At 65.8% G+C, this 15709-nt stretch carries 12 protein-coding genes; 4 read left to right on the forward strand and 8 right to left on the reverse strand.

What is annotated here, in order from left to right:
- On the reverse strand, positions 1-1001 hold a 1001-nt coding region (locus AUL31_RS12560), incomplete at its 3' end, for a flagellar biosynthetic protein FliO (RefSeq protein ID WP_060606964.1).
- 241 nt (positions 1002-1242) lie between these two features.
- Between AUL31_RS12560 and cckA the strand changes: the two genes are divergently transcribed.
- The 3 genes from cckA to alaS all read left to right on the forward strand — a co-directional run bounded on the left by cckA (position 1243) and on the right by alaS (position 7760).
- Positions 1243-3777: a cell cycle histidine kinase CckA gene (gene cckA, locus AUL31_RS12565; RefSeq protein WP_060606966.1), complete on the forward strand. Its 2535-nt coding sequence runs from the start codon at positions 1243-1245 to the stop codon at positions 3775-3777.
- Between the two features lie 145 nt (positions 3778-3922).
- Positions 3923-4987 (forward strand): recombinase RecA, encoded by a 1065-nt coding sequence (recA, locus tag AUL31_RS12570; protein WP_060607118.1) that lies wholly within the window; start codon positions 3923-3925, stop codon positions 4985-4987.
- 115 nt (positions 4988-5102) lie between these two features.
- Positions 5103-7760 carry an alanine--tRNA ligase gene (gene alaS / locus AUL31_RS12575; protein WP_060606969.1) on the forward strand — a complete coding sequence of 886 codons (2658 nt, stop codon included), beginning with the start codon at positions 5103-5105 and terminating at the stop codon, positions 7758-7760.
- Between the two features lie 29 nt (positions 7761-7789).
- On the opposite strand, the gene AUL31_RS12580 is transcribed toward alaS, so the two are convergent.
- Both AUL31_RS12580 and AUL31_RS12585 read right to left on the reverse strand, forming a co-directional pair.
- Positions 7790-8665, reverse strand: a complete 876-nt coding sequence (locus tag AUL31_RS12580; RefSeq protein ID WP_060606971.1) for an NAD-dependent epimerase/dehydratase family protein — start codon at positions 8663-8665, stop codon at positions 7790-7792.
- A 44-nt stretch (positions 8666-8709) separates the two neighbouring features.
- A complete protein-coding gene (locus AUL31_RS12585; protein ID WP_060606974.1) occupies positions 8710-9585 on the reverse strand; it encodes a D-alanyl-D-alanine carboxypeptidase family protein in 876 nt (291 codons plus the stop codon).
- A gap of 171 nt (positions 9586-9756) precedes the next feature.
- Here AUL31_RS12585 and AUL31_RS12590 point away from each other — a divergent pair, with 171 nt between their 5' ends.
- Entirely contained in the window at positions 9757-10512 is a 756-nt protein-coding gene (locus AUL31_RS12590) for a sulfite exporter TauE/SafE family protein (RefSeq protein ID WP_143190240.1), read from the forward strand.
- A gap of 30 nt (positions 10513-10542) precedes the next feature.
- On the opposite strand, the gene AUL31_RS12595 is transcribed toward AUL31_RS12590, so the two are convergent.
- The 5 genes from AUL31_RS12595 to AUL31_RS12615 form a co-directional block, all read right to left on the reverse strand.
- Positions 10543-11454, reverse strand: a complete 912-nt coding sequence (locus AUL31_RS12595) for a Csu type fimbrial protein (RefSeq protein WP_060606981.1) — start codon at positions 11452-11454, stop codon at positions 10543-10545.
- Positions 11454-13835, reverse strand: a complete 2382-nt coding sequence (locus AUL31_RS12600; protein WP_060606985.1) for a fimbria/pilus outer membrane usher protein — start codon at positions 13833-13835, stop codon at positions 11454-11456. The genes AUL31_RS12595 and AUL31_RS12600 overlap by 1 nt, the downstream gene beginning before the upstream one ends.
- A gap of 45 nt (positions 13836-13880) precedes the next feature.
- Positions 13881-14306, reverse strand: coding sequence for a fimbrial biogenesis chaperone (locus AUL31_RS12605; RefSeq protein ID WP_060606988.1), 426 nt, complete (start codon positions 14304-14306; stop codon positions 13881-13883).
- A gap of 27 nt (positions 14307-14333) precedes the next feature.
- Positions 14334-14828 carry a Csu type fimbrial protein gene (locus AUL31_RS12610; protein ID WP_060606998.1) on the reverse strand — a complete coding sequence of 165 codons (495 nt, stop codon included), beginning with the start codon at positions 14826-14828 and terminating at the stop codon, positions 14334-14336.
- A gap of 138 nt (positions 14829-14966) precedes the next feature.
- Positions 14967-15647, reverse strand: a complete 681-nt coding sequence (locus AUL31_RS12615; RefSeq protein WP_060607001.1) for a GntR family transcriptional regulator — start codon at positions 15645-15647, stop codon at positions 14967-14969.
- Positions 15648-15709 lie beyond the last annotated feature (62 nt).

The following is a 15709-nucleotide window of genomic DNA, read 5'->3' on the forward strand; positions in this document are numbered from 1 at the left end:
CCCGCCGCGGCACCCAGCGGCGGGAATGCGGCTGCCTTGTCACTGCGATGCGTCTGCACGCTGGTGGCGAAGCTTTTGACCTGCAATGGCCCCATGGAGCCCTCGGACTTTGCCGCCGGTGCCTGTGCCGGCTGGGCGGCTGGCAAGGCGGACGGCTCCGGCTTTGCCGGGGCGGCCTGGGACCCAGAAGGGCGGCCCGGCAGCGGCGACGCGCCGCTGCTCCGCACCGTGGAAACCTCGGTCGCCGCCGGCGATCCGGAAGCGACGGTGACGGCAGGCGCGGGCTGCTGGGCGCGGGGGCCTTCGGCCGCTTCGATGGGGTGTGCGGAAGGGCGCTGCGGCAGGGTGGGCGTTGCCATCGACCGCGGCTGCGCGGGCTGTGCCGGCTGCGGGCGCGGCGCTGCGGGCGGCTGTGGCCGGGCAGGCGCAAGCGACGGCTCGGTCCGGCGCGGCGGCAGGGGGCTGGAGACGTCCGGCGCGGCAGGCCGTGCCTGAGCGGGCAACTGAGCGGGTGTCTGCCCTGGCGCCTGAGCGGGTGCCTGAGCGGATGTCTGTGCCGTCGTCGGGCGCGGCTCGCTGCGTACGGGCTGCGGGGTCTCGACCGGGCGCGCGGCCGGGGCGGAAGCCACCACCGGAGCCGCCTCGGCGCGCGGTTGCGCCGGCGTCTCGGCGAAGGACGGTTCGACTCGCCGGCGCGCCGGCATGCGGCTTATGCCAGCCTCGACCACAAGGTCGTTCTGGCCGCCGATCAGCACCAGATGCTCGACTTCGTCGCGGCGGAGCAGCACGAGCTGACGCTTCTGGTCCACCGGCACGATGTCCAGCACGGCCACGCGCGGCGCGGCGCTGCGGCCTGCGCCCAGACGGCCGCCGGATGTGACGCCGCGGACCAAAGCGAGCAGCAGATAGCCGAGGATCACAAGCACGGCGATGACGATGATGGCCAGCACCACCGTGGCGATGCCTTCACCGCCGAGAGCGTTTACGAGTCGCTCGTACATTTTGCCAGTCTCCCTGGTCGTTTGCCCCGCCACGGCTTGCCGTCCGCATGCGATGACCGTTACGTCATGTCGGATACGTGCGGGCGCCGCTATGGACAACCCCGTTCCGTTGGATAGGTTCATGTGCCGAAAACGTCGCGGCTTCAAGGGCTGCGACAGTTTCATGCCGTATAATGCGCAAATGTGCTGAACGATATCTTCTACACGAGCGGGGCTCGAAGCGACTTGGTTTCCATCCGATATGACGGCTGACACGCGCATGGCCAACCGCAAGCCGCTGGTGGATCGCAGCGCCGCGCATTCGGGTGTGTGGCGCCTTCTGGCGCTGTCCGCCTTCATGCTGGTGGTGGCGGCCGCGCTGGCGATCGCCGGACACGTCTCGGGCGGAATCGCCGTTCTCGGTATTTTCGGGCTTCTGGCGGTCTTCGGCATCCTGTCCTGTTTTGCGCTGGCGCTCGGCTTCCTTCAGGTGTCGAACAGGCTTTCGGATGCGGGCCTGGGCCGCGATTTCCTGGATGTCCTGCCGACCGGCACCCTGATGACGGATCGCAAGGGCCGGATCGTCTACGCCAACCGCGCCTATGCGCAAACGGTCGGCATCGAAGGGCTTGCGGGCGCGCGGACGCTGGAGCAGCTCCTGTCGCGCGAGGGGGAGGCATCCGAGGCGGTCTACCGGCTGGCCAACGCGGCACGCGACGGGCGCGAGGCGCAGGAAGAGTTTCGCCTGTCGCGCCGGCTTTCCGGCGGCGCGGGCGCAGGCTGGTACCGCGTCGGGGTGCGCCCGATGGACAGCGGCGGCCGAAGCCTGAACGTATGGCAGGTCGCCGATATCAGCGACGAGCGGGCGGAGCAGGAAGGCTTCTTCCAGGAGCTGCAGAACGCCATCGACTATCTCGATCATGCGCCGGTCGGTTTCTTCTCGTCGGCGCGCGACGGGTCGATCGTCTATCTCAATGCGACGCTGGCCGGCTGGCTCGGCTTCGATCTTGCCACCTTCGATCCCGGCAGCGTGACGGTGCCGGAACTGGTGGGCGAGGAAGGCCGTGCCTTCCTGTCCGCGACCGGCGAATCGGAGCCGAATCGAATCCATGTCCTGGACGTGGATCTGGTGACGCGCTCCGGACAGCGGCTTCCGGTGCGGCTGATGCGGCAGGCGACAGCCACCGCCGACGAGCGGCTGGGGCATATGCGCACCGTCGTCCTGAACCGTTCGGGGCAGGTGGCCGGCGCGGGCGATACGCTGGAAAAGCTGGAGATGCGCTTCAACCGCTTCTTCCACACCTCGCCCATGGCCATCGCCTCGCTGGATTCCAGTGGCCATGTCACGCGGGCCAACGCGGCCTTTTCACGCCTCTTCGGTGCCAAGGTGGCAGAAGGCACGGCCACGCTGGAGGGTGCCCTGCGCGACGAGGGCCGCGAAGCGATGCGCGGCGCCATCGACGCGGCGGCGCGGGGGCAGGCTGGCATCCCGTCGCTCGACGTGGAGATTGCCGGCGATCCGGCGCGTTCCGTGCGCCTGTATTTCAGCGCCGTCGGCGACGTCGCGGACGACAGCTCGGAGGCCGCGCTGGTCTACGGCATCGACTTTACCGACCAGCGCGCTTTGGAAGAGCAGTTCGCCAAGGCGCAGAAGATGCAGGCCATCGGCAATCTCGCCGGCGGCATCGCGCACGATTTCAACAACGTACTGACGATCATCACCGCATCGGTGGATTTCCTGCTGCTCAACCACCGGACCGGCGATCCCTCCTTCCAGGACCTCTTGCTGATCAAGCAGAGCGCCAACCGGGCGGCGTCTCTTGTCCGGCAATTGCTTGCCTATTCGCGGCGGCAGACCATGCGGCCCAAGATGCTGAACCTCACCGACGTGGTGGCGGACATGCATCTTCTGCTGCGTCGCATTTCGGGCGACCTCGTCAAGCTGGAGCGCCATCACGCGCGCGATCTGTGGCCGGTCATGGCCGATATCGGCCAGTTCGAGCAGGTGGTGACCAACCTCGTGCAGAACGCACGCGACGCCATGCCGGAAGGCGGGCGGATCGACATCGCCACGCGCAACGTGCCGGCAGCCGAGACGGCGGCCTTCAACTACCCCGAGCTGACATTCGGCGATTACGTTCTGGTCGAGGTATCCGACACGGGATCGGGCATGCCGGCGGAGGTGGCGGAGCGCATTTTCGAGCCGTTCTTCACCACCAAGGAAATCGGCAAGGGCACCGGGCTCGGCCTGTCCATGGTCTACGGCATCATCAAGCAGTCCGGCGGCTTCATCTATGTCGACTCCAGGCCCGGAGAAGGCACGACCTTCCGTATATTCCTGCCGCGCCACGTGCCGGCGGAAGTTGCCCATTCGGCACCGGAAACGCTTGCGGCGGCGGCCGTGCCCGCCGGCAAGCTCGACCTGTCGGGTACGGCGACGATCCTTCTGGTCGAAGACGAGGACCATGTCCGCGCCGGCAATGTCCGCGCCCTGAAGATGCGCGGCTACGACGTGCACGAGGCGTCGTCGGGCGTCGAGGCGCTGGCCATCATGGAAGAGCTCGGCGGCCGGGTGGACCTGGTCGTCTCGGACGTGATGATGCCGGAAATGGATGGGCCGACCCTTCTGCGCGAGATGCGCAAGGAACGCCCGGAGCTGAAGTTCATCTTCGTGTCGGGCTATGCCGAAGACGCCTTCGCCAAGAACCTGCCCGAAGGCGCCCGATTCGGCTTCCTGGCCAAGCCGTTCTCGCTGCGCGAGCTGGCGGTGGCCGTTAAGGAAATATTAGACGAATAGAGAGTCGAGCTGTCGCAGCGAATCGCGCGTCTTGACCAGAACAAAACAAGAATATCCCTTGAATAAAGGGAACAAAAAGGGTACATGAAGGGTCCCTGCGGAAGCGTTGCGTGTCCCCACGCCGCGTGAAATAAGGACCATGCCGATGGCACAGAATTCACTTCGTCTCGTTGAGGATACTTCCGTGGACAAGAACAAGGCGCTCGACGCCGCTCTTTCGCAGATCGAAAGGGCCTTCGGCAAAGGCTCCATCATGCGGCTCGGGGCAACCGAGAAGCTCGATATCGATACCGTGTCCACCGGCTCTCTCGGGCTCGACATCGCGCTCGGCATCGGCGGCCTGCCGAAGGGCCGCATCGTCGAGATCTACGGTCCGGAAAGCTCGGGCAAGACCACGCTTGCGCTCCATACCATCGCCGAGGCCCAGAAGGGCGGCGGCATCTGCGCCTTCGTCGATGCCGAGCATGCGCTCGACCCGGTCTATGCGCGCAAGCTGGGCGTCAACCTGGACGAACTGCTGATCTCGCAGCCCGATACGGGCGAGCAGGCGCTCGAGATCACCGATACGCTGGTGCGGTCGGGCGCGATCGACGTTCTGGTTGTCGATTCCGTTGCGGCACTGACGCCGCGTGCCGAAATCGAGGGCGAAATGGGCGACGCGCTGCCCGGCCTCCAGGCCCGGTTGATGAGCCAGGCCCTTCGCAAGTTGACCGGATCGATCTCCAAATCGAAATGCATGGTCATCTTCATCAACCAGATCCGCATGAAGATCGGCGTTGTCTACGGATCGCCCGAAACCACGACCGGCGGCAACGCGCTGAAGTTCTATGCCTCGGTGCGCCTGGATATTCGCCGTACGGGCGCCATCAAGGAGCGGGACGAGGTCACCGGCAACCAGACCCGCGTCAAGGTGGTGAAGAACAAGCTTGCGCCTCCGTTCAAGCAGGTCGAGTTCGACATCATGTATGGCGAGGGCGTCTCCAAGATGGGCGAGCTGGTCGATCTCGGGGTCAAGTCCGGCATCGTCGACAAATCGGGCGCCTGGTTCTCCTACAACAGCCAGCGGCTGGGGCAGGGACGCGAAAACGCCAAGTCCTTCCTGCGCGACAATCCGGCCGTGGCGGCCGAGATCGAAAGCGCCATCCGACAGAATTCGGGCCTGATTGCCGAAAAGCTTCTCGAAGCCGACGGTGAAGGCGACGAAGAATAGTCGTTTCCCCGGCAGGCATTCGATTTCGCGGGTGCCTTCGATTTAGGTTGAGCCAAAAGCGCGACTTCCTGTATCGGTTCCTGCGAATGAAGATTGCCTGTCAGGGGTTCTGGGAATGAACGGCGTTAATGAAATCCGGTCCACCTTCCTCGATTACTTCGGGAAGAATGGCCACGAACAGGTTGCCTCATCGCCGCTCGTTCCCCGCAACGATCCGACATTGATGTTCACCAATGCCGGCATGGTGCAGTTCAAGAACGTGTTCACCGGGCTGGAAAAGCGGCCCTACGACCGTGCCGTGACGTCGCAGAAGTGCGTACGCGCCGGGGGCAAGCACAACGATCTCGACAATGTCGGCTACACGGCGCGGCATCACACCTTTTTCGAGATGCTCGGGAATTTCTCGTTCGGCGATTATTTCAAGGAAAATGCCATTGAACTGGCGTGGAACCTGATCACGCGCGAGTTCGGGCTGGCCAAGGACAAGCTGCTCGTCACCGTCTACCATACCGACGATGCGGCAGCCGACTACTGGAAGCGCATCGCCGGCCTGCCGGAAGAGCGTATCATCCGCATCGCCACGAGCGACAATTTCTGGGCCATGGGCGATACCGGCCCCTGCGGCCCCTGTTCCGAGATATTTTACGACCACGGGCCGAGCGTCTGGGGCGGCCCTCCGGGCAGCCCGGAAGAAGACGGCGACCGCTTCATCGAGATCTGGAACCTCGTCTTCATGCAGTTCGAGCAGATGGCCGGTGGCCAGCGGGTCGATCTGCCACGGCCGTCCATCGATACCGGCATGGGGCTGGAGCGCGTCGCCGCCGTCCTGCAGGGTGTGCACAACAATTACGACATCGACCTGTTCCGCCAGTTGATACGCGCCAGCGCCGACATCATCGGCGCGCCCGCCAGTGGCGAGCAGCTTGCCAGCCACCGGGTCATCGCCGACCATCTGCGCGCCACGTCCTTCCTGATCGCCGATGGCGTGCTTCCGTCCAATGAGGGCCGGGGTTACGTCCTGCGCCGCATCATGCGGCGGGCGATGCGCCACGCAAAACTTCTGGGTGCGCGCGAGCCGGTCATCTACAAGCTGCTGCCGACGCTGGTGGCCGAGATGGGCCGCGCCTACCCCGAACTGGTCCGGGCGGAGGCGCTGATCTCCGAGACGCTGAAGCTCGAGGAAAAGCGCTTTCTTGCCACGCTCGATCGCGGCCTGGCCCTTCTGAACGACGCGACCCTGTCGCTCGGCGCGGGCGACATGCTGGATGGCGAGACGGCGTTCAAGCTGTACGACACCTATGGTTTCCCGCTGGACCTGACGCAGGATGCCCTGCGCGCGCGTAGCATCAATGTCGACCTCGCCGGCTTCGAAGACGCGATGGCCCGCCAGAAGGCCGAGGCCCGCGCAAGCTGGGCCGGCTCCGGCGAGGTTTCCGACGAGGGCATCTATTTCGGGCTGCGCGAGCGGCTCGGGGCCACCGAGTTTCTGGGGTACGACACCGAAAGCGCCGAGGCGCAGGTGCTGGCCCTGGTAAAGGACGGCAAGGAAGTGGACTCCGCGTCCGAGGGCGACGAGGTGTCCGTCATCCTGAACCAGACCCCGTTCTACGGTGAGTCCGGCGGCCAGGTGGGCGATACCGGCGTCATGAAGGGCGAGGGGGTGCGCTTCGACGTCGCCGATACGCAGAAGGTTGCCAATGGGCTCTTCGTGCATCGCGGCAAGGTTGCCTCCGGTACGCTGAAGCCCGGCGTGGCGCTGGAGTTGGAGGTCGATCATCGTCGACGGGGCGGTATCCGCGCCAACCATTCGGCGACGCATCTGCTGCATGAGGGCCTGCGCGAGATCCTGGGCAGCCATGTCGCCCAGAAGGGCTCGCTGGTGTCGCCCGACCGTCTGCGATTCGATTTTTCGCACCCCAAACCGCTGGAGCCGAATGAGCTGGCCGAGGTGGAGCGGATGGCCAATGCCATCGTGCGGCAGAACGCCCCGGTCGAGACGCGGCTGATGGCCGTGGACGATGCCATCGAAATGGGTGCGATGGCGCTCTTCGGCGAAAAATACGGCGACGAAGTGCGCGTCGTATCCATGGGCACCGCCGAAGAGGGCGCAAAGCAGGGCAAGATCTTCTCGATCGAGCTGTGCGGCGGAACCCATGTCGGCGCGACCGGCGATATCGGCCTTGTTCACGTGCTGTCAGAGTCGGCGGTCGGCGCCGGCGTCAGGCGGCTCGAGGCGCTGACGGGCGATGCTGCCCGCGCCTATCTGCAGGAGCAGGATGCACGCGTGCGCCGCATTGCCTCGGCGCTCAAAGTGGGGCCGGCCGAGGTTGCGGACAGGGTGGAAGCCCTGGTCGACGAGCGCCGCAAGCTGGAGCGCGAATTGGCGGATGCCCGGCGCAAGCTGGCATTGGCCGGTGACGGCGCCGCCGCGCCCGCCGCGCCGAAGGAGATCAACGGGGTGTCCTTCCTGGGCCGTGTGCTGGAGGGCGTTCCGGCCAAGGATCTGAAGGGCATCGTCGACGGGATGAAGCAGGGGCTCGGCTCGGGCGTCGCGGCGGTGGTCAGCGTTGCCGAAGGCAAGGCCAGCATCGTCATCGGGGTGACGGACGATGTCTCCGCGCGCTTCAGCGCCGTTGATCTGGTGCGGGTGGCATCGGCAGCGGTGGGCGGCAAGGGCGGCGGCGGCCGTCCGGATATGGCGCAGGCCGGTGGCCCCGACGGGGACAAGGCGCAAGCCGCCATCGACGCGGTCGAGGCGGCGCTTGCCGCCTGAGCGGATCGCCGCGACAATTTGAAAGCAGGCTACAGGCCGAGGGCGGCGTAGAGATCGTCCTTCGGCCGGTAGCCGATCAGCCGGTCGGCTTCGGTAAGATCCCAGGCTGTGCCGCGATTGCCCGATACGCCGTTGATCGTCACGCAGCGGGCGGGCCAGCCCTCGGCGGATGCGGCGATGGCGGCGGTGAACAACTGGGCGAAGTCCCGGTTCGACAGCCACATGCCGCGGTACCAGGCAAGGTCGCGCCGCCCGTCCGCATCTGCGGGCTCGGAGGATGACACGAAGGCCGCGTCGCCCGACACATTGATGGTCTGCGGCAGGTTTTCGCCCGGCTGCGCCCAGCCGATGCGGATATTGATGCCCGTCATGCCGGGCGTCCGCGCCACAAGCGCATGAAGGGCGCGTTCGCCCATCAGCTTGGCGGTGGCATAGGCGGTGGAGTCCATCCACTGCGTGCCCGTGTCCCAGCGCGTGCCGGGCGCCGGCGGCAGGTCCGCCGTCAGGAAACCCGGCTCGCCCTGCGCCAGCGGCGCATCCTTGTAGCCGCCCATCACATGGTTGGACGATGCGAACACCACCCGCGACACGCCATGGTTGGCGGCGCGGTCGAAGACCGCCATCGTCATATCGAAGGAGGCCGTGGCATCCGCCCAGCTTGCGTCCGTATGCGGGTTCTGTGCGGCAAAATGGACAACGGTGTCGCAGCCCGCCATCGCCCGGACCCATTCGCCTTCGGCGTCGAGAAGGCTGCCGGCGACCATCTCGATCCGCCCATCCGCAAGGTCGGCGGGCGGGGTCAGGTCGGCGGCCACGATGCGGGTGCATGCGGGGTCCGCCAGCAGAGCGGCGATGAGTTTGCGGCCAAGGCCGCCGCCCGCGCCGGTAATGAAAGTCGCAACCATGCTTTCCAGGCCCGTATCTTGGAGTTTCGGTTTGACGTCAGACCCTAGAACCAGGTTTCCAGAAGCTGTTCGGCACGCGCATCGCGGGCCCTGCCGGTCTCGCCACCCATGACCACGGCAATCAGCCGCTTGTTGCCACGCTGCGCGGTGGCCACCAGATGGAACCCCGATGCGCGGATGTAGCCGGTCTTCAGGCCATCGACGCCCGGCACCTTGCCGAGAAGCTTGTTGGTGGCTTCGTAGCGGCGCCCGTTGAAGCGGAATTCCTTGAGGGTGAAAAAGTTCTGGTACGCCGGAAAGCGCGTGCGCAACTGAAGCGCCAGCAGCGCCATATCGCGGGCGGTGGAAATCTGGCCCTCGTCCGGCAGGCCCGACGCGTTGACGAAATGCGTGCGTGACATGCCGATGGCGCGCGCCCGCGCGTTCATCTGGCGGGCAAACGCTTCCTCGGACCCGGCGACGCCCTCGGCCACCACCACGGCCACGTCGTTGGCCGAGCGCACCGCCAGCGCGGTTGCCGCCTCGCGCACGGTGATCGACGTGCCGACCGGAAGGCCGAGCTTTGCCGGTGGGCGCGAGGCAGCCTCGGCCGATACGGTCAACGGGCTTTCGAGGGTAAGCCTTCCGCTTTCGACGGCCTCGAACAGCAGATACAGGGTCATCAGTTTGGTCAGCGAGGCGGGATAGCGCAACTCGTTGGCGTTTTCCTGGTACAGGATGCGTCCTGTGGAGGCGTCGAGCACCAGCTCGGACTGGCCGCGCTCCTGCACGGCCGCCATGACGCCGGTGGTCGGCATCGTGGCGGGGGGCGGGCTGCTGACCGTCAGCACGTCGCCGCTGCGGCAGGCCGCCAGCGCAAGGGCCAGGGAAGCGATAAGGGCAACCCGGCGCAGGCTGCGGGTCAGACGGGGGTGGAACATGGATGGACTCGATTTGGCTGAATGCAGGCGACGATGCACGATGTCTGGCAGATTATGACTAAGAAGCCCCTAAAACCAATTGCGTGAGGCGGTACGCGGTGGCATCACCCCGGCACCGTTTCAACCCTTTTCGTCTCCGGTTCGGAGCCAGCGTCCCCAGGGTCTTTGTCCGTGCCCGAACTCGCAACCATCCTGTCGATGAGCGGGATCATCTTCCTGTCGGCCGTGCTGCGTGGATTTACCGGCTTCGGCTTCGGGCTGGCAGCCGTGCCGCTGATGGGACTGGTGATCGAACCCGCCGGGGCGGTGCTGATTGCGCTGGCCCTGCAATTTCTGGGCGGAGCCTCGGATCTGCGAGCCGGCCGCCAGATGGCCCATTGGCCCACCCTGCGTTGGCTGATGCTGGGCGCGCTGGCCGGAACGCCCGTCGGCATGGCGGCCCTGATGGGCGTTTCATCCGGGATGGCGCAGCTTCTGATCTCCGCCGTATGCCTGAGCGCGGTTGGCCTTCTGGCGGCGGGGCGCAGCTTCGTCAACCTGCCGGGGCGCGGCGCAACCGTGGCGGTCGGCGCTCTGGCGGGCCTGTTCAACGGGCTTGCCGCCATGCCCGGCCCGCCTGTCGTGGCCTTTTACCTTGCCGCTCCCGTCAGTGCGCAGGTGGCGCGCGTATCTTTGGTCGTCTTCTTTACGGTCACTGCGGCGCTTGCGCTGACGCCCACGATCCTCGGCGGCTGGTGGACGCCGGAACTCGCGCTGACCGCGGCGGCCGGGCTGCCGCTGATGATCTTCGGCACCCATGCCGGCAACCGCCTCTTCCGCGCCTACGGCGCACGGCATCACCGTGCGGCTTCGCTTGCCGTCTTCGCCTGCATTGCGCTCGTCAGCGGTGTGCACGGCATCGCAGCGGTGCTTTCCGCCGCCTCCTGAGCCCCCGTGACCGCACCTACCTGACGCTTCTCAATACTCGATGGTGATCAGCACGATATCGGTATAGACCGCCGGCGGCGGCGTGGCCTGCTGTGGCACGCGCCCATAGATCGGCACGGTTTGGCCGGAGCCGGTTCCGGTCCCGGACAGAAGTGTGGCGCTGGTGTTGCCCCAGCCCTGGCTGCGCGCGGGATCGCGGTAGAGGCCGTATGTCACCTCCCTTCCGTTGGCGGCGCGCATGCGGCGCTGCGTCGGATCGGCCGCAGAGGATTGGCCACCGCCAAGCGTGATCCGGTAGGGCGTGCCCGGTGTGCATTGCACCGAAAGGTTGGTCGTCGCATCGATCGGCTGGCGGATCAGGCCCGTCGTTCCGAAGTTCAGCGATGCCGCGCCCACGGTACATTGGGACTCCACCACCGCGCGCACGCTGAAGGACGTTGTGGCGCGGGAGGTGAGCAGACCGCAGCTCAGCAATGCGGTCAAACCATAATCCGCATAGGCATCCGCGCCTGTGAAATTCGCCGTGTAAAGGCCGGGCTGCGGTATGGACGCGCCGCGATACAATCTTGCATAGACCGGCGCGGAATAGTTCAGAAGGCTGATGGCAAGCGGCGGGCCGAGCGCCGGATTATCGCGTGAACCGTAGGGCACGGAATAGGCTGCATCGCGGAACAGGTCGAATTCCAGGAACGCGCCGTTCGGCCCGTTCAGCCTTCGCCGGGGCGACGACGCCGCGCCGCCGGATCCGAAGCCTATGCTGGGGCAGAAGACGCCGAGAAGGCCGCAATTGACCGAGACCGTTCCGATGGCCGTGGCAGATGTCGTGCGCAGCGGATCTATCGAGCCGAAATCGATAGAAGAGACCGTCATGTCGCATCGAAGCTGCGCACTGGCGGGGACCGACAGAAACAACAGGGCACAAAAGGCAAGGGCGATGCGCATTACCCATCCTCCTCAGTGAGTGGCTCGCATGAAATCCGTCCAAGGTTCACCTGCTCGCCCGGTCGCGGCGCGAAGACGAACCACGCGCGGCAGCGCCGCCCATCCGGAAACTCCAGCAGCGCCTCGTTGCGCGCCGACAACCCATCGACGAAGGCGCTGCCGTCGTAGCCGGCAAGGACGGCTTCCGGAGCATCGTTGACGGTCACGAGCGTTCCTACGGGGACAGGTTCGCTGATGCCGCCATCCACATGGACGAACTCGACCAACGCAGACTGGGAGGCAAGCCGTGATCCGAAATCGATACGCACACCGCTGCCGCGCTTTGCCGACGCTTCCAGCCGCGTCGCCTCCACCACGGCGTCGATGGGCAGCATCATGGGGTCGATGGACACGGTATTGCGTTCGTTGGCGCGCATGTTCGGAAGGATAATCCTGCCGTTGCGCCCCGTGCGTCCGACCGGCCGGTTCTCATGGCTGACGGCGATGCCCGGCGCGCCCGCATCCACGACGGCAAAGGCATCGTCTATACGGTTGGTGAAATAGACCCCGCCATCGCTTGCAACGACCGCACCCTCTGCCTGCAGCGTGGCGTCGTAGCGGTCGTCGAACTGCGACAGCGAGGCAGACACGCGCGCCTGTGCGGCACGGTAGCTGGCCGAAGCATCGCGCACGGTATGTCGACCTTCGCCCATCCGCAGCCGCCACCCGTAATCGCCCGTATCCCAGCTTTCGGGGCGCGCGGCATCGACGGTCGCGATGACGCCGTCCTCGGATGCGGACAGGCCGGTAGTGACGTTGACCCGGTCGCCGAGCGCGAAGGTCAGGCCCGCGAACAGACCGAAGGCGTCGTCGTTGACGGCCTTGAAGCCGGTTGCGAAAAGGTTCGCCTTGCCGAAAACCTGCCGCGAATAAGAGCCGCCGACGATTTCGGTTTCCTGCCCGTAAGCGGTCTCCAGCCGCGTATAGTTGAGGCTCAGAATGCTGTCGTCGAAGGGTGACGGAAAGGCGAGGGATAGCTGGTCGATGGCACGTGCCGGGCGCGACAGGCTTTCCGGAAAGATCAGATCGTCGACATAGTCCCATTCCGGGTCGGCCGTTACGGAAGCGATGTCGTCATAATCGCCGAAGCTGCGCTGGCTGCGGCCGGACAGGCGGACGGCGCCGATGTCGAACTCGAACCCGCCGGCCACCAGAAAGCCGGTATCTCCGCCGCTGTCGCTTGCCGCCCCGGCCAGAGAAACGACGCCGTATGAACCGGCAGCGGCAACCAGCCCGGCCCCGCCGTTTACCAGCCCGTCACCCCCTTCGACATGCGTCTCCACAGTCAGACCGTCGGTCAATCCGTAGCGCAGTGTCGCCGACCCCATGAAGCGGTCGTCGTAGTCGAAGGAGCGGATCGCGTAGAAGCGCCGGGCGAAGCCTGCTTCCAGCGCGTAATCGATCAGGCCTTCCGCCAGTAGCTGGGGAGAGGCGAAGAAAGCGGATTCGCTGACCACCTCTTGTCCCTGCACGTCGCGCACCACCAGCCGCGCGCTGCCCTGACCGGTGACGACGGGCAGATTGGTGATCTGGAAGGGACCGGCCGGGACCTCGCCGGAAAAGCGCCTCGCATTGTCCACGAAAAGATCCACCGTGGACGGCACAGCCGCGCTGCCGGAAATCGTCGGCACCGGAAAGGTCACGAGATCCGGCCGCAGGCTGAAATCGCGCTTCATCTGCACCCCTCCCAACCGGACGGGGCGCGTCCAGGAGAGGCCGCCGGTGATGATGTCACCGGCCGCATAGGTCCGCATCGTGCCTGGGTCGGTATAGCTCCACGTCGTGTCCAGCCGGCGCGTTCCGTAAAGGCCGTCGTTGGTCTGTGTGACCAGCCCGCCGGATACGATGCCGAGCGGGCCGAACACCCGCGGCTGGAACAGCCCCGACACGCCCTCGAAGGCGAACATGTCGGATGGGCTGCCGCCACCGGCGCCGGCAAGGAGTGAATAATTGACCAGCGCGCCGAAGATCGGGTCGCCGGCCGGCGGTATCGATGCCTCCGCACTGGCCGCCCCGGACGCGTCGAGGTCGAAGGCGGCCCGGGCTTCGTCCACCGCCTCGAAATGAACGGACTGGCTCTCTTCATCGTAGCGATAGGAGACACCCCGAAGACCGGACAAGGCGACGAAGCCATCGGCGTCGGTTGAATAACCCTCGGTGGCAATGCCGACGCCTGCCAGTTCTTTGGCCTCGCCCAAAAGCGTCTTATCGGCGCCTTCGCGGAAGGCGGCCACCAGGCCGGTGCCGACGCCGTTGACGAACACCTCCAGATAGAGATCGCGCGCGTGGGTTTCTGTCGGTACCGCAACCGCAAAGGCTACGCATAGCAGCCATACGGCCACTCGCCTGATGGAAGCCCGGGACACAAACGCCACAGGCCGGCCCGTCTAATCGCTGAATGTCACGGGAATGGAGTGCCGCACCACCACGGCGACCGTTCCTGGTTTCATCCTGCGCCTGTCCGGCACCTCGTCCACGAGCAGGCGATAGGATTGCTGCCCGCCGGCGGTCGATCCGCCGACATGGACGATGCGGACGATGTTTTCCGCGCCCGGCCGCAATGTGGTCATGGGAGGGCTCGCCACCACATCGCGCGTCTCTTCCAGCCGGAACCCATCTCCCGCCGGGATCGAGCGGAACACGCGGACCTGCACCGTCACGGGCGTCTTCTCCTCGTTCCGCACGCGCAGCATGGAGGCCGTGTTGCCTGCCATCTCCACCTTGGTCGGCGAAACGCGGATGGAGCCTGCCTGGGCCGGAAGGGAAACCGACAGGGCGGCGGCCATCGCCGCAAGGGCAAACATGTTCGTCATCGGCGGCACTCCTCCCTCTGCGGTGCGTCAGTAGATGATCGTTGCGGTGACGACGTCGGTGTAGGTTCCGGCGGCAGGTGCGCTGGCCTGTGCCGGTACGCGCCCGTAAACGGGGATGCTGTCGACTGCGCCGGTGCCCGTTCCGGCCAGTGGAGAGCCCTCGACCGCATTGCCCCAGATCACCGAGCGTGCCGCATCGGTGTAGATGCCGTAGGGCACCGTTGCGCCGGCGTCCCCCGTCAGAAGGCGGGCGGCCGGCGTGGCGCCAGTGCCGGTGCCGGCATTCAGCTCTATCGTGTACGGCGTTCCGGCGGTGCATTGCACGGTAAGGGTGGACTGGGCATCAACATTGCTGGTCAGGACACCGGAGGTCGGAAAGGCGAGCGTGCCGCCGCCGATGGTGCATTCCCCTTCGATGGTCAGAGAGACGTTCAGATTGGCCGTGCTGGTTTGCGCCCAGGCCGTCGAAGCCTGGATAACCACCAAACCGACGAGCGATATTACGACGCGCCTTGCCACCATTCCATTGCCTCCGACCGTTTGCCGACTGCGCCACCGAATGGGGGCGTCAGCTAAAGCCTAGTGCGAAAGGGGTAGGTTTGGTGTGTCCGCCAAAGCACGGATTTCAGTGCGCGCCGTAATAGAGCATTGTAAAATAATTTACAGAACTCGATTTGGTTCGGCGGTGCGGTAGCGAAGATCGGTGCCCAGCACGCAATGCGCGATGCTGCTTTCCAGTGGCTGCTCGTCCAGATCGAACAGCGTGCGCCGTATTTCGAGGACCGAGGCAGAGGGCTTCAGCGCAAACAGCTCGACCGCGTGCGTACACGGTTCCACCACAGCGGCATACTCCTGTTTCGTGACCGCAATGCGACCGTCGAACACGGCGTTGCTGGCCGACACGGCCAGATCTTCCAGGCTGGGCTGGTCTGCCGTGGCGGCAATCTCGGCGCATTCGATTGCGAAGGGGCGGCCGCGATAGAAGCGCACGCGGCCCACCCGCAGCTTCGATTGCGGCAGCGCTTCCACCGATCGGATCTCGATATCGCCCGCGACCGGCGCTCCATTCAGATCCACCACATTGGTCAGGACAGCCGCCCGGCGGGCCGTGTCCAGGCTAACGATTTTGCGGTGCCCGCGCACTCGCTCGATGATGTGGAGGCGTTCGAGGATATCGAAGGCGCGCCGGACCGTCGCGACGCTGACGCCGAATTCTTCGGCAATGAGCCCATCGGATTTCAGGAGGCGGCCACGCGGCCATCTGCCGTTGACGATGCGACTATGGAATTCCTGGCACAATTGGCGGTAGGGCGGAATGCGACCGGAGATTGGCGGGACCATGTCGGGGCCTTCGAGAAAGTTGCACGAAGAACCATTAGGGTTGCCATACTTAACGAATAGCA

Origin of the sequence: Aureimonas altamirensis (assembly GCF_001463885.1) — a bacterium.
Taxonomy (GTDB): domain Bacteria; phylum Pseudomonadota; class Alphaproteobacteria; order Rhizobiales; family Rhizobiaceae; genus Aureimonas; species Aureimonas altamirensis.